Here is a 19077-nt window from a genome sequence, read left to right as displayed (position 1 = left end):
GGTTGTCGCAAGGCGCCATATAGATGCGGCCATAGCGGTCGCGCGGCTCTGCGACGTGGTCGCGCTGCCGACAAGGTCCACTGACCCACCCGGGCAGCACCACTGCTCCAGGATTTTCCAGAAAAGTCGAGCCGACAGAACCCCACGAACGCGACAGCCAGCGTGCGATCGGCCGCGCCGTGATCGCCGGCGCCGCTTTTGTTCAAAGCCAGTTGGGCAGGAAACAGCCAATGGTCAGCGTCATCCCCCTCTCCATTGCCCAGCGCCGTCTCGATACCGGCAACGCGGTGCAATATCCGCAGGGGTCGCCGATCGGCGGCGCCATGCAGGGTCTCGGCGACCAGTTTTCCGCTGTCGCCGAGCGCTACCAGCAGATGAAGGACCAGCAGGAGGCGTTCGACGCCGAGCTGGAACGGCGCCGGTTCAACGGCCGCATCGCGCAGGCCGAAGACGAGGTGGCGGCGACCGCGCCGGCCGACGGCGCCGGGCTGCATGAGACGATGTATGGCCTGGTCGATCCGCGCAACGGCCGGGTGGTCAAAACAGGCCTGTTCGACACGCTGTTCGATGATGCCTTGCCTGGTATCCCCGAAAGCCAGCGCGCTGGTTTCGCGAGGCAGAAGGAGACGATGCGCGCGGTTGGCGCGCGGCGCATGGCGCAGCGGCAGCTCCAGCAGCGGCAGGACTACGAGCAGGCGCAGGTCGACACGGCGTTGAAGACCAGCGCCATCGCCATCGGCAACGCCAACCCCGACGATCACGTCACCTTCGAGGCGGCCAGGCAGGAAGGGCTCGACTTGATCGACAAGATGGGGCTCGACCCGGGGATCAAGCAGCAGAGGGTGAAGGACTGGTTCGGCACCGCCGCCAAGACGCGTTTCGAGGCGTTGATCGCCAAGGATCCGAAACGCGCGCTTGAGATGTTTGGCGAAGGGGCGCCGGTCTCCGGCCGCGATGCCCCCGGCGACCGCCTCGGCAAGAAAACACCTGATGAAACCGTGGCGCAGGCGTTTGCTGGCCGTGCTCCGGCGCCCGATCCGATCGCGACCAAGCCGGCAGGCGATCCTCTCGCCGACCTGTCTTCAGATGACGTTCAGCGACTGATCGACCGGGCGCACGCTTCGACGACGGCCCAACTGATCGAGGCGCGCACCAACATCGCCCTCGCTTCGCAGAATGCGCCGGACGCAATCGCCAATACGGGCAGCTATTCCGGCAAGATGCCCAGCCCCGCTGACTTCGCGGCCGTCTATGGCGCGGAGGACGGCGGCAATCGGTACCAGGACTTCAGCTTGAAGATGGATGTCGGCCGCCATGCCTTTGGCATGCGGACGATGCCCAACCAGGCGATCCACGCAGCGCTGCGCGATGCGGAGCCTGGGCCAGTCAGCTCCAACGACGAGGAGACACGGTATCGAGTTACGGCTGCCGCTGCGCTCAAGATTCTGGGCGTGAGGCGGGCGGATCCTGCTGGCTACGTCCGCGATGTCTTCGCCAATGTCGACGCCGCGTGGAGGGCGGCAACGAACCCGGACGGCAAATCGGAGACCAGCAATCCGGCGGCGTACAGATGGGCCATCGCCGTCTCTGTCGCAGCACAGAGGCAACTGGGCGTCGAGACCCCTCAACCCCTACCAAGGGCCATTGTCCAAAGCCTTGCCGACATCTTTAGCAATGAAGACGTGCCGCAGGCTGAGAAGGACATCATCCTGCATGATCTTCTGGCAGCAGCGCCCGATCCGGGTGTCCGCCAGGCCTTATCTCGGCAGTTGGATCAAGCTCGCCCTCCTCAGCCGGCCCACGTCGATTCGATCATCACCAGTGCGACAGGGCAGGGACGGGTTCCATCCGCACAACCTGGCCAGCCCCGGTCTGCATTCCAACAAGCCGCTGACGACTTCGGGGACTATCTCAGTGAGGGTTTCGAGGCCCTAGGCCGAATCCCGCATGACATCGGGATAGCTCTCCAGGATCTGCACGACGATCCGTTGGATGCCCTTAGTCAACTGCCGGTTACTTCCGCCTCCGGAGCAACGGTCGGCGGGGTCGCAGGCCTTCGGTGGTTAGGCGCCAATTTCCTCAAAGACGGGAAAATCGCCAGTGAAGTAATTGAGCCAGCTTTAAGAGTTTTCTCCAGAAAATATCAGAAGACGTTCTTTAAAGAATATCCTAAGTTAGCTGAGTTGGTATTTGTTCATCATCGAATAGAGCAAAAAGCGCTCAAGATATACATCGGAATTATGAACAAAGATATCATGCATTCGCTTGAGAATCTCCGAGGAATACCGAAGGAATTGAATTCTACGCTGCATCTGAGTACCATTCGACGCGAATGGGACGCGTTCTACAGGCAAAATCCTACAACCACATTGCAGAAGTTGCTGGAAAAGGCCGCCGAAATAGATCAGAAATATGGTCACCTCTTCAATCCACCAATAGGTGAGAAATGAGATACTATTATCTTGAGCCAGAGGTATCTGGTGGTTTTGGCGATAACATCATTTTGGACGCGAGTGTCCATCCCCCTCTCATAACCCGTTTACATTATGAGTTTGATGGATGGCTGGGCGATAGTATGGTGGCGTCATTCCCGTGCTATCTTGTCACCGACGATGTTGCAGAGAAAATTCTCAAGAGTGAATTTTCAGGCGTAACCTTCGACAAGGTCGAGGTGACCACTTCTGAATTGTTCGAGGAGATGCAACCGGACCAGAAGCTTCCGCCCTTCGTATGGCTGAAAGTGAAAGCTGATGCCGGTCGCGATGATTTCGGAATGGCGAAAGATCTCCGCCTTGTCGTTTCCGAGCGGGTTCTCGATGCTCTCAAGCCTTCGGGAATCTCCAATGCCTTGATTGAACCTTTCGAGGCGTCTTGATGCCCTTAGTCTTGGCGGCTCTTTGGGGGGCGATGTTGAAGCGATGGATTGCTGGCCTGAGGGCGAAACTCGCCGACGCGACACGCGAGGCGGCACGGGGGCATCCGACCAACGGGTCGACCGGATACTTTAAAATAAGGCCGAACGTCGCTGGCGGGATCGGCGAAAACACCGTTCTCGACTCGAGCGTCCATCCGCCAATCGTGACCAAGCTTCACTATGAGGTAGAAGGCTGGTTCGGCGATGTGATCGTTGCGACATTCCCCTGTCTCCTCGTCACTGAAGAAACCCGGCGGGCACTGCAGAAGATGGGCTTTTCAGGTGCGACGTTCGCCGACGCCGAGGTGACTACCTCGGAAGAGTGTCAAGAGGATCAACCCGGGCTGGAGCTACCACCTTTCGTCTGGCTGAAGGTAAATGGAAGGCTGGCCACGACGATTTCGGGATCGCAATACCCTTCCGCCTCGTCATCTCGAAACGCATTCTTGATTTGCTGGAATCATTGGGAATACCGTTTGCTGTGGTCGAACCTTGCGAACAGTAATGGATTACGCTTTTTGATTGCGATGACAGTCCATTTGTCGGCTGCACCGATATGACTGCAGCGAACGTTTGGGCTGAGAACTGGAAAATAGTGCACTGTCACCGCAATTCGACGACGGAAAGACCCCGTTCGAGGCGCTAGATGGGTATATCGGTGCCCTTGAAGTCTGGGTTGAAGCTGCACGCAGCGGAAAGTCTGTAGCGGAATTGATACCGGTCGATGTCGACGCAAATCCCGCCAATGCCGAAATGCTGGCCAGCCGGCTCAAATTCCTTGATGAGAAGATTTTGCCAGAGCTTAAAAGGTAATTCGGACGATCGCTGCAAGCTGGAATTGGCGCCGTATTGCTCCTGTTTCCTAGCGGCTGCACCGCGAAACGCCGGTAGGCGGCTGAGGGGCGGCACCAGCATCTCAGAACATCGCGCTGCCCCTCAACCCCCTGCCGGGACCTTCTCCCCGTGAACGGGGAGAAGGGGCTAATGATCAATAATCGCCGTTGTAGTACCGGTCGTCGCAGGGCGCCGTGTAGATGCGGCCGCGACGGTCCTGGTAGCGGCACATCTGTTCGCCGCGGCGCTGCGGCGTGGTGGAGCTGCCGACAACCGCGCCCAGAAGGGCGCCGGCGCCGGCGCCGATGAGCGTGCTTTCGGTGTTGCCGCCGATGGCCTGGCCGACGAGGGCGCCGCCGGCGCCGCCGATCAGCGCGCCGGTTCCGGCGCGCTGCTGGCCCTCGGTCTGCGCGCAGCCTGCCAGTGCTGCGGTCATCAGCACGGCGGCGATGGCTTTGTGAAAGTTCATGTGCGGTCTCCCTTGAAGGCCTGAAATCCCTATGGCTCGTCCCGTGCGGTCGCATTGCGGCGGAACGGGGGCACGAGGCCTCACGATATAAGACATGGTTTCTCGGGCGTTGATAGACCGGCGGCCGAAAACACCCCTTTCGATCAAGGCGCTAGCGCCGCTGCTTGTCAAAATGATTCAGCTTCGATGGTTCGCCCCGGTGTCGGGATTCGCTCGGCCGGGCGTTCCAGAATTTCACTCACCAATGGAGAAATGCCATGACCCGAGGTCTTCCCCGGACACTTGTCCGCGCCGCCGCCCGCGAGGGTGGCCTTGCCCCGCCCAGGCCGGGCCTGAAAGCCGTCACCACGGGGCAGGGCGGATCGTACCGTACCGTGTTCACCTTCGCCGGCATGCAGGTGCCGGTCACCGACGCGCTGGCCTATGCTGCCCAAAAGATCTTCGACTTTACCGAGGGCAAGGTGCGCATCAAGGGCGGCACGGCGCGGCTGCAGTTCGCTGTGCTCGGCGCCCGCGCGGCGACCATCAACGACAATGCGGCGCTGACCTGGTCGCTCGGTTCAGCGGCGGCATCGAGCGCGACGCTGGCCTCGACCATGGTCAACGTGCTGGCCTCGACGGCCCGCACGCTCGACGGCACTGGCGCCGCACTCTCCACCGCCTCGACCGCCGACATCGCCGCCGCCGCGACGCTGGATGGCACGGTGACGCCGGTCGATCTCAATCTCAACCTGGCGTTTGCAACCGGCACCGACATCGACGCCGACGGTGTGCTGACGGTGACGGGCACGATCACGCTGCTTTGGGAGAACTGGGGGGATAATGCCTGAGGCTTCAGGAAGAGGGTTGCCCGTCATCGTGGCTGGCTTTTGACCACGCCTCCCACTCTGCCAGTGCCATTCCTTCGCTTCCATGGGTTCGGTGCCACGCAACCCATTCGGTATGTGTAGGCAGTTCTTCGAAAGCAGGCTGGTAGCCTCGTTCGTCATATTCATTCTTCGGTAAAATCATGGAGTTCTTCTCGTAGAGCACCATCGCGACACTGTCGCTGTGCCGATACAGACCTCTGGCCATAACGCCCTCTGCGTCCAACGAGACAGACCTCTGCCCGCAGCATGGCACAGGTCGCTTTCTGCAACAATCAAAGGAAACATCACATGACAGATCTGGCAGACGCCGGGTCCGTGGCGGCGCGTGCGCAGCCGGCGGGCAACCCGGCACAGTCACCGGCAGGCGCGGATAAAGGGTCCGCCGCGCCGCCGGCCAAAAGTTGGTTTGACGGTCTTTCCGAAGGCAACCGCAAGCTCGCTGAAACCAAGGGCTGGACCAAGCCTGAAAGCCTCGATCGGGTTTTCACATCCTATGCGGAGCTGGAGCGGCAGCAGGGTGAGAGCCTGCGCGTTCCCGCGCCTGACGCGCCTCGGGAAGACTGGGAGCGGTTTCATGCCCGGCTGCCCGAGGCCATGCGTCCTGTCACTTCGTCCGAGAAGGTCGAATACCTCAGGCCGGAAGGCCTGCCGGAAAACTTCGCCTATTCGGACGAACTCGCTCAGGCGTCCAAGGCCTGGGCGGTCGAAGCGGGTGCTTCGCCAAGAACCGCGCAGGCCTATCACGACAGGTTCGTCGGCTACATGGCCGAGCAGGCCGCGCGCCAGGAAATCGCGCTCGCCCGCTCTGTCGAAGCCACCCATGACGAGCTTGTCAGGGATTGGGGGCCGACCGACAGCGACGGCTTTCGCCAGAGACTGGAGGTCGCCAACCGGGCCATGAAGAAGCTCGGCCTGGTCGACGCCTACAAGGCGAAGGGCATCCTTCTGCCTGACGGGGCGTTGACCGATCCGCAGATCGCCAGGGCGTTCCAGGCGATCGGCGAGGCGATGTTCCGCGAAGACACGATCGACGGCGGCGCTTCTTTCAGCGGAGCCAATCCGTTCAAGCGCAACGCCGCCGGCGAACGCAACCTGACGGCCATTTCAGCCCTCGTCAAAAGCGACCCCGCCCGCGCAAGGCGGCTGGCACGCGAGGCGGGAGAAAATCCCGATCGCTGGATGCCCAACAACCCGCTCTGAGTCAGCCGCATTCGAATGCCCCCTCATCCGGCCGCTACGCGGCCACCTTCTCCCCGGTGGGGAGAAGAGGCTGCACCGCCGTCTCAGGTCTCCTCTCCCCGCCGGGGAGAGGTCAGCCGAGCGAAGCGGAGGCTGGGTGAGGGGGCATCGCCACCAAACCCAAACCTGAAGGAAGAGAAAAATGGCAGATGCCTATACCCGTATCGCGGACGCGATCGTTCCGTCCGTCTATGCGCAATATGCTTTCGAGGAGCATGTGCAGTCGCTCGAAATCTACCAGGCCGGAATCCTGTTTTCCGACCCGGCCATCTCGTCAAAGCTCTCGATGGGCGGCCGCTCCGTCGACATGCCCGGCTGGAAGGACCTCGGCAACGATCCGTCCGAACCGGTCAATGACGATCCGGCTGATTCCATCGAGATGAAGAAGATCGGCTCGCGCCGCGAGGTCGCCGCCCGCAATGTCCGCGCCCAGGCGTGGGGCGTTCCGGACCTGACCTCGATCCTAGCCGGCGACGATCCGCAGAAGCTGATCGTCAAGCGGCAGACCGAGTACTGGCAGCGCGCCAACAAGCTGACCCTGCTCGGCATCCTGAAAGGCGTCGTCGCTGACAACGTCGCCAATGACGGCGGCGACCTGGTGCGCACCACCGGCGCCTCCATCGTCGACACCGACATCATCGAGGCCGCCTATCTGATGGGCGACCGCGCGGACAAGTTCAAGACGATCTGGATGCACTCCAAGCAGATGAAGGCGCTGAAGCTTGCCGACCTCATCGACTATGTGCCGTCTTCCGAGCAGGGCGGACCGCTGATCCCCTATTATATGGGTCTGCGGGCCGTGGTCGACGACGATATCCCGGTCACGGCGGGCGTCTACACCGCCTTCATGTTCAAGGACAAGGCGATCCTGTGGAACGAGCTGCCGGTCAACACCGAGGGCGGCCCGCTGGAGTTCGACCGCAAGCCGCGCCAGGGCCATGGCGGCGGCATCACCGAAATGGTCGGCCGCCGGCATTTTGTGCCGCATGTGCCCGGCACCCGCTTCCTCGACGCCTCCTCGGCCGGCGAATTCGCCACCGATGCGGAACTGGCCCTGGCGGCGAACTGGGACCGCACCGCGTCCAGCGTCAAGAACATGACGTTCATCGCGCTGAAGACTACCGAGGCCTGATCCGGCCGAGGCGAGGGGCGGGGGCGATGAGCTCCCGCCTCTTTTTCTGAACTTGACGCCAGCTCTGTCCCGATCCTGGCGTGACAAACAGGGCCGGACTCCGTTGCCGGCAGAAGATCAGCCCGCTGAACCAATGCGCAGGCAATGCCCTGGTTGGCGGCCTCTCCAAAATCCAGACCCGACGAAGGCACCTGCCTCGAGCGCGATTGCCGGCACGCTGCCGAAGCGGTCGGTGATCTCAGCGGATCAGCATCAGCGCTTCGTGAGCAGGGAACATCCAGATGGCGACCATACCTCTCCATGTAGCGCAGCGCCGGCTCGATACCGGCAACGCTGTGCAGTACCCCCAGGGATCGCCGATCGGCGGCGCCATGCAGGGGCTCGGCGACGAGTTCTCGGCCATCGCCGAGCGCTACCAGCAGATGAAGGACCAGCAGGAGGCCTTCGACGCCGAGTTGGCGCGCCGCCGGTTCACCGGCCGGATCGCGCAGGCGGAAGACGAGGTGGCGGCGAACGTGCCGGCCGACGGCAGAGGCCTGCATGAGGCCATGTATGGCCAGGTCGACCCGCGCAACGGCCGGGTGGTCAAGACCGGCTTGTTCGATACCATGTTCGACGCTGCCTTGCCGGACATGCCCGAGAGCCAGCGCGCCGCTTTCGCCAGGCAGAAGGAGGAGATGCGCCGGGTTGGCGCGCTGCGCATGGCAAAGCGGCAGCTTCAGCGGCGTCAGGACTACGAGTTGGCTCAGGTCGACACGGCGCTTAAGACCAGCGCCATCGCCATTGGCGACGCCAATCCCGACGACACCAGCTTCGAGGCGGCTAGGCAGGAAGGGCTCGACCTGATCGACAAAATGGGGCTCGATCCGGGGATCAGGCAGCAGAGGGTCAAGAACTGGTTCAGCACTGCGGCCAAGACGCGCTTCGAGGCGTTGATCGCCAAGGATCCGAAACGCGCTCTGGAGATATTTGGTGTCGGGAAGCCGGCCTCCGGCAGAGATGCCTCGCAAGCGGCTGACAGCTCTATCCCGGGCAACTCAAAGATGGCCGCCGGGAAAGGTGACCGCGTCGGCAGGCAGACGCCGGATGAAATGCTGGCCCAGGCGTTCGGGGACGACCTTTCGCAACAGGAACAGGCAGCGCTGGTGCGACAGGCTGAGGCGGCCAAAACGGCTCGGCAGGTTGAGCTTCGCACCAACATCGGTCTCGCCGAGCAGAACGCGCCGGACGCCATCGCAAGGACCGGCGCCTATGCCGGCAAGATGCCCGGTCGGGATGCCTTCAGGATCGCCTACGGGCTCGACGAGGGCGACAAGCGCTTCCAGGATTTCGACTGGTGGGCTGACGTAGGCAGTCAGGTTTTCGGCATGCGCACCATGCCGAACCAGGCGATCCATGCCGCCCTCCGCGATGCCGATTCCGGGCCGAACGGTTCGCCGGAAGACCAGCCGCGTCGTGAGGCGACCGCCGCTGCGGTAGGGCTGGTGATGAATCACAGAAGAGCCGATGGCGGCGGCTATGTCAGTGAAGTGTTCCCCAATATCGCTGCCGCTTGGAAAGCAGTGATCGGCGGCGGGCTTGAGGATCCAAACGGCTATGACAAGGACGCCTATGACAAAGCGATAGCCATGTCCGTCGCAGCGCAGGAACAATTGGGCATTGAGAACCCTCAGCCCGTGCCGCTGTCGTTTATCCGTGATCTTTCCGATAATTATGACAGCCGTATTGCATACCAGCAGGACAAAAATGCGAAGGCAAGCACGCTGCTTGCGGGAACGTTCGGCCCTGTCGCTCGAGCAGCCGTGGCCCGGCAATTGGCCGATGCCGGTTTGGGCTCGATCATTCCAGATGCCTCTGCGCACACGCCTCCCCCATCGAGTTCGATGCTCACGTCTCAAGCGAAGGCACTAGGCAAGTCGATCGCCAATGCCGGGATTGGAACAGCCGAATTTGCGGCTAACGCTGCTGTTGGAGCTTTCAACGCGAAGACCAGATCAAGGCTCAAGTCTTTCGATTTTACAGGTGCTTACTACGAGCCGTCGAACCGTGTTGAGAATCTGATGATGCATCAGGGGTATGATGCATTGAACTGGCTTGGGTTTGGTCGGACTGCTGCCGTCGAGAAAGCAATACCGCGAGCAATTGAGTCAGTCAGTTCCGGGGCCTTGGGGCAAACTGAACGATCCATCGCCAATCTGGAAGCCGCAAATACACCGACGTCCAAAGTCGCTTCCGGTCGGGTTGAGAAGCCAGGTGCCGGCGAAGGTGTAGCGGGAGCCATACCGGAAAAGCCACAGCCGGGGAATTTCTCCAAGCAGCCCACGACATGGCTTGATGGCGCAGGGGAACTTCTGACAGCTGACTCCAACGCCCTTGCTGGCGTTACGACGGCGCAAGGCGGAGGCCAGACGACCCGTTCACCCCGGAAGTCACAGCTGGATCGCCGGATGATCGCCGCAGTAGCACGCGAACTATTTGCCAGAGACCCCAGTCGCGTAGAGCATCCCGGTGTAAGACTTGGCGAGGCGACTACAAATGATTACCGGAAAGGGTATGCTGACGCGAACCCCGGCGTGAAAATCGAGGATTTGGTAATTCATCACCAAGCTGAGCAGCAATTACTTAAGAGATTTCTAAATATCCTGTCAAAGAGTAAGATCAATTCGGTAGAAAATCTTCGCGGAATACCTAAAGAGTTTAACGATATCCTGCATCTCGTTATCATTAGGAGCGAAAATGACGCATTCTATAAAAAGTACCCCAACCCAACAGAGCAGCAGCTTATGGACCATTATACAATGATCGATAAGAAATATGGCCATCATTTCGTGCCGCCCGTCGGAAAATATAGGTAAAAAATGGATTACTATTATGTATTTCCGTTTGTGGCTGGCGACTTTGGCAAAAATACGGTTCTCGATAACCGTGTTCACCCACCCATTGTGCACAAACTTCACTATGAGATCGACGTTTGGATTGGAGATGTCCTGATAACCAGCTTTCCCTGTTTTCTTGTCACCGAAGAAGCTCAGCGGGAGTTGTTGAAGCTAGGTGTTTCGGGGGTCACTTTTGCCGATGTCGTGGTTACTGCCTCGGAGCTGTTCCATCGGTTGCAGCCAGAGACGGAACTTCCATCTTTCGTCTGGATGAAGATCCATGGGCAGCGGGGACATGACGACTTCGGGATGGCTCCGAACCACGAGCTTGTTGTTTCAGAACGTGCCCTGGACGTGTTTGAGCGCCTCGGCAACGAGTCAGCCGGGATTCGTTCATTCGACGAACCGGAAAAGGATTGAATGATCCTGATGACGTTGCGCGTGCGGGCGAAACGATCGCTTGAAACGAAGGTGTAGGGATTGAATGAGTTGTTGAACAGTTCTGTAGGCGGGGCGCTCAAGCAGGGCTTGTACAGGATCGTCCGCGTGCAGGACGTGGCGCGGGGAACGCGAGGGGCAGCCTAGGCTTTCCCGAGTTCACTGGGCGGATCACCTGCTTTGGCTACGATTGGCAGCGTGCCATGGATCTCATAAATAACAATGTCGGCAATAACAATGTCGGCCGTGTGTTGGGCGAAGCTTTACCCGGGGTCGCGCCCGACGAAATCGCGCGCCTTGCCCTGGAGGCCGGACTACTTCAGACTTCACTGCCTCCGGCAATGATCTTTCACGAGAAAAGAAAATGAAGAAAGTGATGGTTCTGACGACCGCAACTATCTTGGTGGCTGCTGCAATTTTGTTTATTGCAGCCCTCTTCTCGTCAAGCTTGAGAAGGACGGATTTGTGGGCGGAACGCTGGAAATTGCAGGCACCAAACTGGATGAAGCGGCAGGATCTGGAACGACGTACCACCTCGTTTTCGTGAATGAGGAATCCAGCGCGAGCGTTTCTTGCAGCAAGGATGGGAAAGTTACAAGCCGGGATGGATATCTATCTCCATGGCTTGGGTGGTACGTAAGTTTCCATCTTTCGAATTGCTCGATTAGTGGATTTCGTCCGATATTTTAAGGGTTGGAATCACGAATAACAGTGAGATGCCGGAGATCTCGCGCGTTTTGTCGATAGCATGTCTGGACTGAGACTTGGAAAATAGTGCGCTGCCGCCGTAATTCCTCGTTCTGACAATATTTCTTAGCGCCCCCTCCGTCCTGCCGGCTTTCGTCATTCGGAAAGCCAAGCAGTTGGCTTTCCGTCCGCTACGCGGACCACTCTTCAACCCCACGAAGGGAGATCGGAGGGGGCGTAGAGCACGATCTCTGAATATCGCCATCCAAACCCCCAGCCGCTTCGCAGCGGCTTTTTTCATGCCCGGAGAAAATCATGACCCGACCCACATGGACGAGGCGCTGACCCATGGCCATCACCCCGCTCGATATCGCCAACATGGCGCTGGCCGTGCTCGACGAGGCGCCGATCGACAGTCTCGATCAGGACGTCAAGGCGGCACGGCTGCTCAACTTGCATTTCGACCTCGCAAGGGAAGCAGAACTTACCAAATGTGCCTGGGTGTTCGCCATCCTGCGCGCCACGGTTGCCGGGGCGGACACCGGCAGCGATTGCGGCTTGACCTTTGCCTATGAACTGCCGGCCGACTGCCTGCGGCCGCTGCCGCTGACCCGTGATGGCGAGCCGGACGGCGTGCCGATTTCGTGGCGCCAGGAGGCGGGGCTGATCTATTCCGACCAGTCCGGCCCGCTGACCATCCGTTACGTCGCCAACCTCACCGATCCCAACGACTGGGATGCGCTGTTCACCGAGGTTCTGGTGGCGGCCCTTGCCGTCAAGGTGGCGCATCCGCTGACGCACAAGTCAGGCATGATCGATATTGCCCGCTCGGCCTATGACCGGGCGCTGGACGCGGCGCTCAACGCCAACGCCATCCAGCGCGGCAGCCGGCTCTACACCGCCTCGTGGTCCAATCAGCGCGGCGACAACAGGATTGCGCGCTGATGACGACGCTCTATCCCGTCCAGGACGTCTTCACCCGCGGCGAGATCTCGCCGCGCCTGCATGCACGCGCCTCGCTCGACTTCTATCGGGCGGCGCTGGCCAAATGCGAGAACTTCATCACCCTGCCGCATGGCGGCATCCGCAAGCGCGGCGGCACCTATTTTGCCGGCGAGGTGAAGATTTCCGCGAAGACGACGCGGCTGATCCCGTTCATCTTCTCGGCCGATCAAGCCTATGCGCTCGAATTCGGCGACCGGTACATCCGCGTCCATGCCTATGGCGCGCGCGTCGACACGGTGGAGGTCGCTTCGCCCTATCTCGAGGCGGACCTGTTCGAGCTCGCCTATGTCCAGTCGGCCGACCAGATGTGGGTCACTCACCGGGACTATCCGCCCAAGGTGCTGACGCGCAGCGCACACACGGCGTGGGCTCTGACGGATTTTGAATTCCTCGACGGTCCCTACGACCCGGTCAACGACACGGCGACGACGCTGACACCGTCCGACACCGGGCATCTGACGCCGCAGATGACCAGCAACACGACGCCTTCCGGCACCGCTTCCACCGGCAGCGGCAGCGCCTCTGCCTGGCAGATGTTCGACCGCGACAAGACGCAGGATATCCAGATCTCTGGCGGCGGTGACGGCTATATCCGGTTCCGCAATGCCGGCGGTTCACAGCGCGTGGCCGATGCCTACTGGATCACCACGTCACGGGTGGCAACGGGCAATTATGATTTCTTCACCGCCTGGGAATTGCAGGGTTCCAATGATGGCACCAACTGGGTCACCCTGGATACTCGTACGGGCGAGCTCGGCTGGGGCAATGGCGAGACGCGCTTCTACGAATTCACGAACAAATCGGCCTTTGAATATCATCAACTGGTGTTCAGCGGCGGTGGCGGCGATGATGCCGAAAGCAGCGTTTCGGCCGAGCTTGCGATCCATGTCGCCGCATTCGACCAGACGCCGTTCGACATCACCGCGTCTTCAAGCATCGGCATCAACAATGACACCGGCTTCCAGGCGACCGATGTCGGCCGCGCCATCCGCTTGTTGGGCGCCGACGGCATCTGGCGGTGGGCGAGGATCACCAGCCGCACCAGCACCACGGTGGTCAAAGTGATCCTCTACGGCCATGCGCTGCCGAACATGAACCCGATCACGCGCTGGCGGCTCGGTACGTTTGTTCCCGGAAAACATGTGGAGAGCGGCTCGCTCTATGAGGAGCGGCTGGCCTTCAGCCGCAAATTCTCGGTCTATGCCTCGGCCACCGGCGACTTCGACAATTTCGCTCTCGGCGAGAAGGACGACGATGCGCTGGAGTTCGTCCAGGCGGGCGGCGGCCAGGCCAACGACATTGTCTGGATCGCCGACAGCGACGGCGCGCTTCTGATCGGCACCTCAGGCGGCATCCGCGCCCTGTCGGGCTCGGGCATCGACGAGGCGCTGACGCCCTCCTCGTTCAAGAACCGGCGCTCGCGCACCTTTGGCTGCGCCCGCATCCGCCCGGTGGATGCCGGCCAGTCGTTCCTCTATGTCACACGCTCGCGCAAATCGATCGCCGAGCTGACGCAGACGGCGCAGAGCCGTTTTGCTTCGGACGATGTCGGCCAGGTCTCCGAGCATATTCCCAAAAAGGGTGTGGTCGAGCTCGCCTTCCAGACCGATCCCGACCCGTTGCTGTGGTTCCCGCTCGAGAATGGCGAGCTTGGCGGCTACACCCATCAGCCGAGCCAGGAGGTGCGCGGCATGCACCGGCATCGCCTGGGCGGCAACGTCAGCGGGGCGGGCTCCGATGGTTCAAATTGGGCTGATGTCGAAAGCGCTGCGGTCACCCCCGGCCAGGACGGCAATGACGATCTCTGGCTGATCGTGAAGCGCAGCATTGGCGGCGTGACCAGGCGCTACATCGAGATCAAGACCGCGCCGTTCGAATACGGCGCCATCGCGGACGCCTTCGAGGTCGATTGCGGCCTGTCCTACGCGGGTCTTGCGGTCACCACGGTGGGCGGCGCCATGCACCTTGCCGGCCAGTCCGTCGATGTGCTCGCCGACGGCAAGGTCTATCGCGGGCTGACCGTCAGCGGCGGCGGCACCGTCACGCTGCCGGGCGGTTCTACCGCCGCCAAATGGCAACTCGGCCTGCCCTACGCGGCGGGCGCCGACACGCTGGAGCTCGATGTCGGCGGCCGCGACGGCTCCATCATCGGCCGCCGCAAGAAGGTGGCGAAGGTGATCCTGTCGCTGCTCGAGACCGACACCACGGGGCTTCAAGTCCAGTCCTTGATGCGCGGCCGCTGGGAGCCGGTGCGCATGCCCTCGATCATCGCGCCGGACGGGCGGGCAACGCTGTTCACCGGCAATGTCGAGGTGCCGATCGACGACAGCTGGGAAGGGCAGGGCCGAGTGCGGATCCGCCATGTCAACCCGACGCCCTGCACGATCCGTGCGTTCACGCCGGTGTTCGACGCCGAGCCGTAGAGCGCCGGCGTTGAAGATGGTGATTTCCCCCCTTGAGGGGGAGATGTCGCCGGAGGCGACAGAGGGGGTCGGTTCGACCGGACGCCAACCTCCTCCACGTTGAAAGAGGATGCCGACGCTCCACGCGAAGCGCCAATCTCATCTGCCGCGGTAGGTCGCACCCGGTCGTGCCGACCCCCCTCTGGCCTGCCGGCCATCTCCCCCTCGAGTGGGGAGATAACAATTCACCAAAGGATCCCCGAAATGACATCTCCCCATGCCGAAATCCTCGGGATGGCGCGGACGGCTGCCGAATTCGCCGCCGTCATCGCCTTGCTCGACACCGACCTCAACGACGCGCTTCACTGCAGAACCGAACTGGCGCAAGCCGAGGACCGCGCGGTCTTCGGCGATGGCGACCTGGCCGCCGCGCGTGCCGCGCTGGACGACTGCAACGACCAGATCGGGCTGCTGGAAAAGACCATCGACGCCGCCGGCAAGCGCCGTGCGGAGGCCGCGCAAGGCGAAGCGCGGGCCGACATCGCCGCGCTTGGCGACGAGATCAAGGCCAAAGCTGCAACGCTTGGCGAGCGCTGGGGCAGCGCCCGCCGGCTGGTCGAGCTGCTGCGCCAGGAATTGTTCGAGGCCGATGCGCTCGCCCGCACCATTGCCACCGCCAACGGCCTGTTCGATGCCGCCGGCGTCGCCGAGCTGAAGATCAATCTGACCACGACCCGCCGCGCCGCCATGGCCGGCCCGCGGGCCGCTGCACCCGCCCGTCTCAGCCGGCCGGCGTTGCAGGCCGACAGGCTGCTTGTGTCGTTCCTCACCCCCGGCGGTGCGCTCGACCCGCGCCCGGCGCTCGGCGCGCCGGTGGACGGCGTCAAAAGCAAATTCATTCCCGCAAACACCTCCTTTGGCGAACGAGGCTGAACGCATGTGCACACTTGCCCTTATCGGCACCGCCCTTTCTGTTGGCGGCGCGCTGGTCGAAGGCCAGCAGTCGAAGCAGATGGCCGACTATCAGGCCAAGGCCTACGGGCAGCAAGCGCAGGCCGAGGCGCAGAGTTCCGCCTTCGAGCAGAGCCAGGAGCGCCATAAGCAGGATCTCCTGCTGGGCCAGGCGCGTGCGCAGGCCGGCGCCTCGGGCGTCGGCATATCAGGCTCGCCGGCCGAGGTGCTGGCCGCCAATGCCAGGCAGGGCCAGCTTGATCTCGACGCGATCCAGTACGGCTCGAAACTGCGCCAGAACAGTCTCAATACGCAAGCCGCGCTCTCGCGCTTCTCCGGCAAGCAGGCGGTCACGGCCTCGATCTTCAAGGCCGGCAGCAATCTCGTATCGGGTCTCTCCGGCCTCTACGACCCGACCAAGGCCGTGACCTTCGGCAAGGGCGCCTTCCCACCGCCGCCGGGCGGCTCGTCCACCGGAGGCCTCTACTGATGGCCACCATTCCGCTCCACATAGCGCAGCGCCGGCTCGATGCCGGCAATGCGGTGCCGTACCCCGGGGGATCGCCGATTGGCGGCGCCATGCAGGGTCTTGGCGACCAGTTCTCGGCTATCGCCGAGCGCTACCAGCAGATGAAGGACCAGCAGGACGCGTTCGACGCCGAACTGGCGCGGCGGCGGTTCACCAGCCGGATCGGGCAAGCCGAAGACGAGGTGGCGGCCAACGCCCCGGCTGACGGCGCCGGCCTGCATGAGGCCATGTACGGCCAGGTCAATCCGCGCGACGGCCGGGTGGTCAAAACAGGCCTGTTCGACAGGCTGTTCGGCGATGCCTTGCCTGATATGCCCGAAAGCCAGCGTGCTGGTTTCGCCAGGCAGAAGGAGACGATGCGCGCGATTGGCGCACGGCGCATGGCGCAGCGGCAGCTCCAGCGCCGTGACGAGTATGAGTTGGCCGAGTGGACCAAGGTCGACACCATGTCCACGGGTTCCATCGCACAGGGCGACCCGAACGACGCCGAGACATTCGAGGCGATCCGGCAGAGCGGCTTCGACCTGATCGCCAAGATCGGCAACTCGATCATTCGGCAAACAGCCGAGGCCACCTGGCGCACCAACACGGCCAAGGCGCTGGTCCAGGCAATGATTGCCCAGGATCCGAAGCGGGCGGCTGAGATGCTGGGTGCGGGGCGGGCTGGCAGCCGGATCAAAGATGATACGGCCGAGGCGGTTGGTGGCCCACAGGCAAATACCACAAGTTTTGTGGCGCCAAGAGACGATCGCCTTGGCGAGCCGACGCCATATGAGCGAGCGGTGCAGGTTGTCCGGGACGACATCCCGCCTGAAGACAGGCCAGCGTTGGCCCAGAAAGCGCGGACCGCTGAGATCGCACGGCAGGTCGAAACACGAACCAACATCGGCCTCGCCGAACAGAATGCGCCAAGCTCCATCAGGGAAACTGGAACCTATTCCGGCCCCGTGCAGACTCCGGAGCAGTTCATCGCTCTCTACGGCGCCACCGAAGGCGTCAGGCGCTTCCAAGCCTTCAGCCAAGCAATGGATGTCAGTCGGCAATTCTACAGCATGCGTGGCATGTCGAATGAGGCCGTTTTGGCCAGAGTCAAAGAGTCCTCGCCCAAGGCCGATAGTGCTACGCCGGAAGAGGACAGCGCGCGTCATGAAGTAATAGCCACGGCCGCCGACCTCACGCTCAAAGAGAGGCAGGGCGATCCGGGTGGCTATGTACGTAAGACGTTCGCGAATCTCGATGCGGCTTGGAACAATCTTTCGACGCCGGAAGACTATCAGGCAGCCATCATCGGCTCGATCGCCGCTCAGCAGCAACTGGGCTTCGAGAAGATTCAACCGCTGCCCAATTCCGTGGCGGGAGGCGTCGTCGACGGACTCAAAAACGGAACAAACCCGCAAGATCCCGCCCTAAACAACCTCTTTGCTGCACTGCCTACCGAAGCTGCCCAAAAGGCAATGCTAGACCACCTAATTCGGACAAGTGCAGCGCAGACAGAGAGAAGCCTAGCTGATCGAACACGTCGCGATTGGATAGTCGACCCCGAAATGCTGCTCGATCTGCGCCAAGCAGCCGAGTTGGGTCTGCGGGACTCGCATGTAGAAGTCACGAATTACATTCCTACGCCCCAAGATAAGCTTGGCTACCTTATCGCCGGCGATAGTAAGCCAAGCAGCGTGCGGCGTAATCTGGCGCGGATGCTGGTTGGCTCCGAGGGAGCCGGCGAGCAGGGCATCTCGCTGCTCGGCATTGCGCCCATGGTCGCGGCCGATAAGGCTGTTGCGTCCGCGATGTCTGGCAACGTCGGCGACACCATCCTCAATGTCTTAGGAACGCTCCCCACCGAGAAATTGGTATCCGTCGGCCTGCAACAAGCCGGCAAGATTGCGGGGCCTTTGGTTAAGGAACTCTCGCAGGTCTTGAGGCGGTCCGACGACCTAGCGGAGGGGGCCGAGGCGCTTGTTCGCAGAAGCAGCGGCAAGCTCGCCGACTCGACGGAGGACGCTCTTTCTGAAGGAGCGGATCTTTACAAAGGCGTAGACGACTTACCTACACCCGGGTCCGAACCGCTGACAGAAGAAGCAGGCGACGGCGCTAGTCGAGGGCCGACCGGTCAATTCTATAGTGTGGTGTTCGAGACAGAGATAGATTCTGCATTATATCCGAACGTTTCGCGCCCACGCCATTTCCAGGCGGCCAACGAAGCCCTGCTGGTGCTAATGGAAAGAGAGCCGGATTTCGCGAAAGCTCTGCAAGATGCGGGAATTAACCTCCAGCGGACAAAGAGGGGGCTCGTTCCCCGAAGAGCGCCCCCCGGCTACACTTGGCACCACGACACAAAAGCCGGTGTGATGCAACTTGTCCCTAGATCGCAGCATGATCCTGGGACTATCTTTCAGAAAGCATTGCACCCGAATCGTCGAGGAGGATTTTCTTTATGGGGAAAATAATCAAGTTGTTGGATATTGTTGGACGGTTGTCGGACTTTGACGAGGATGACACGATTTATGTGGCGGAGCCTTGGACTGAAGATTCCAATGCAATGGTTGCGACCGCACCCGACGATAGCACGGTGCCTCCGAAGGCGGCAGCCAAAGCGGGGCTTACATATTTCATCGAGATATTCATCGCGATCGAATTTACCGAGGCCTGGGTCGCGTCGCTGGAAGAAAAGCCCAGCCTGTCGGCCATCTGCCAAAGACTCATCGAATACGCCACCAATGATGCGTGAGGGG

The 19077-nt window shown here is 61.5% G+C and carries 19 protein-coding genes; 16 read left to right on the top strand and 3 right to left on the bottom strand.

Translation table 11 applies throughout. The features are described from left to right. The first annotated feature begins 230 nt into the window (after positions 1-230). Genes NKI69_RS16175 through NKI69_RS16165 form a run of 3 tightly spaced genes read left to right on the top strand, consistent with a single transcriptional unit; the run spans position 231 to position 3474 of the window. A complete protein-coding gene (locus tag NKI69_RS16175; protein ID WP_023813798.1) occupies positions 231-2450 on the top strand; it encodes a hypothetical protein in 2220 nt (739 codons plus the stop codon). Beyond that, positions 2447-2875 (top strand): hypothetical protein, encoded by a 429-nt coding sequence (locus NKI69_RS16170; RefSeq protein ID WP_352722000.1) that lies wholly within the window; start codon positions 2447-2449, stop codon positions 2873-2875. The genes NKI69_RS16175 and NKI69_RS16170 overlap by 4 nt, the downstream gene beginning before the upstream one ends. Further along, positions 2875-3474, top strand: coding sequence for a hypothetical protein (locus tag NKI69_RS16165; protein WP_050592753.1), 600 nt, complete (start codon positions 2875-2877; stop codon positions 3472-3474). Before NKI69_RS16170 ends, NKI69_RS16165 begins: the two co-directional genes overlap by 1 nt. An 82-nt stretch (positions 3475-3556) precedes the next feature. Here NKI69_RS16165 and NKI69_RS16160 read toward each other — a convergent pair whose 3' ends face one another. Continuing rightward, positions 3557-3829 (bottom strand): hypothetical protein, encoded by a 273-nt coding sequence (locus NKI69_RS16160; RefSeq protein WP_352721998.1) that lies wholly within the window; start codon positions 3827-3829, stop codon positions 3557-3559. Between the two features lie 73 nt (positions 3830-3902). After that, positions 3903-4217, bottom strand: coding sequence for a YMGG-like glycine zipper-containing protein (locus NKI69_RS16155; RefSeq protein ID WP_027040217.1), 315 nt, complete (start codon positions 4215-4217; stop codon positions 3903-3905). Between the two features lie 257 nt (positions 4218-4474). On the opposite strand from NKI69_RS16155, the gene NKI69_RS16150 reads away from it, so the two are divergent. Next, positions 4475-5047 (top strand): hypothetical protein, encoded by a 573-nt coding sequence (locus NKI69_RS16150; protein WP_352721996.1) that lies wholly within the window; start codon positions 4475-4477, stop codon positions 5045-5047. A 4-nt stretch (positions 5048-5051) separates the two neighbouring features. On the opposite strand, the gene NKI69_RS16145 is transcribed toward NKI69_RS16150, so the two are convergent. Continuing rightward, on the bottom strand, positions 5052-5291 hold the full coding sequence (locus NKI69_RS16145) for a hypothetical protein (RefSeq protein ID WP_352721994.1): 240 nt from the start codon (positions 5289-5291) through the stop codon (positions 5052-5054). Positions 5292-5374: 83 nt separating this feature from the next. Between NKI69_RS16145 and NKI69_RS16140 the strand changes: the two genes are divergently transcribed. The 12 genes from NKI69_RS16140 to NKI69_RS16085 all read left to right on the top strand — a co-directional run bounded on the left by NKI69_RS16140 (position 5375) and on the right by NKI69_RS16085 (position 19073). After that, positions 5375-6286, top strand: a complete 912-nt coding sequence (locus NKI69_RS16140) for a hypothetical protein (protein WP_023814100.1) — start codon at positions 5375-5377, stop codon at positions 6284-6286. A gap of 181 nt (positions 6287-6467) precedes the next feature. After that, positions 6468-7457 (top strand): Coat protein, encoded by a 990-nt coding sequence (locus NKI69_RS16135; protein WP_352554723.1) that lies wholly within the window; start codon positions 6468-6470, stop codon positions 7455-7457. A 281-nt stretch (positions 7458-7738) separates the two neighbouring features. Further along, complete coding sequence (locus NKI69_RS16130; protein ID WP_352721992.1) at positions 7739-10312, top strand: hypothetical protein; 2574 nt, start codon at positions 7739-7741, stop codon at positions 10310-10312. A gap of 3 nt (positions 10313-10315) precedes the next feature. Then, positions 10316-10753, top strand: a complete 438-nt coding sequence (locus tag NKI69_RS16125; RefSeq protein WP_352441220.1) for a hypothetical protein — start codon at positions 10316-10318, stop codon at positions 10751-10753. A gap of 221 nt (positions 10754-10974) precedes the next feature. Next, on the top strand, positions 10975-11139 hold the full coding sequence (locus NKI69_RS16120; RefSeq protein ID WP_352441219.1) for a hypothetical protein: 165 nt from the start codon (positions 10975-10977) through the stop codon (positions 11137-11139). Then, positions 11136-11318, top strand: a complete 183-nt coding sequence (locus NKI69_RS16115; protein WP_352721989.1) for a hypothetical protein — start codon at positions 11136-11138, stop codon at positions 11316-11318. Before NKI69_RS16120 ends, NKI69_RS16115 begins: the two co-directional genes overlap by 4 nt. A 488-nt stretch (positions 11319-11806) precedes the next feature. Beyond that, entirely contained in the window at positions 11807-12403 is a 597-nt protein-coding gene (locus NKI69_RS16110) for a phage connector family protein (RefSeq protein ID WP_023814089.1), read from the top strand. Next, positions 12403-14886, top strand: coding sequence for a phage tail protein (locus NKI69_RS16105; RefSeq protein WP_352721987.1), 2484 nt, complete (start codon positions 12403-12405; stop codon positions 14884-14886). The genes NKI69_RS16110 and NKI69_RS16105 overlap by 1 nt, the downstream gene beginning before the upstream one ends. Positions 14887-15129: 243 nt before the next feature. Then, on the top strand, positions 15130-15798 hold the full coding sequence (locus NKI69_RS16100; RefSeq protein WP_031213875.1) for a hypothetical protein: 669 nt from the start codon (positions 15130-15132) through the stop codon (positions 15796-15798). A gap of 4 nt (positions 15799-15802) precedes the next feature. Beyond that, positions 15803-16306: a hypothetical protein gene (locus NKI69_RS16095; RefSeq protein ID WP_031213873.1), complete on the top strand. Its 504-nt coding sequence runs from the start codon at positions 15803-15805 to the stop codon at positions 16304-16306. Next, positions 16306-18792, top strand: a complete 2487-nt coding sequence (locus NKI69_RS16090) for an HNH endonuclease (protein WP_352441215.1) — start codon at positions 16306-16308, stop codon at positions 18790-18792. The genes NKI69_RS16095 and NKI69_RS16090 overlap by 1 nt, the downstream gene beginning before the upstream one ends. Then, positions 18780-19073, top strand: coding sequence for a hypothetical protein (locus tag NKI69_RS16085; RefSeq protein ID WP_352721985.1), 294 nt, complete (start codon positions 18780-18782; stop codon positions 19071-19073). The genes NKI69_RS16090 and NKI69_RS16085 overlap by 13 nt, the downstream gene beginning before the upstream one ends. Positions 19074-19077 lie beyond the last annotated feature (4 nt).

It is taken from the genome of Mesorhizobium sp. M0491 (assembly GCF_040321265.1).
In the GTDB taxonomy this organism is placed as follows: domain Bacteria; phylum Pseudomonadota; class Alphaproteobacteria; order Rhizobiales; family Rhizobiaceae; genus Mesorhizobium.
This window is presented reverse-complemented; position numbering and strand designations above follow the sequence as displayed.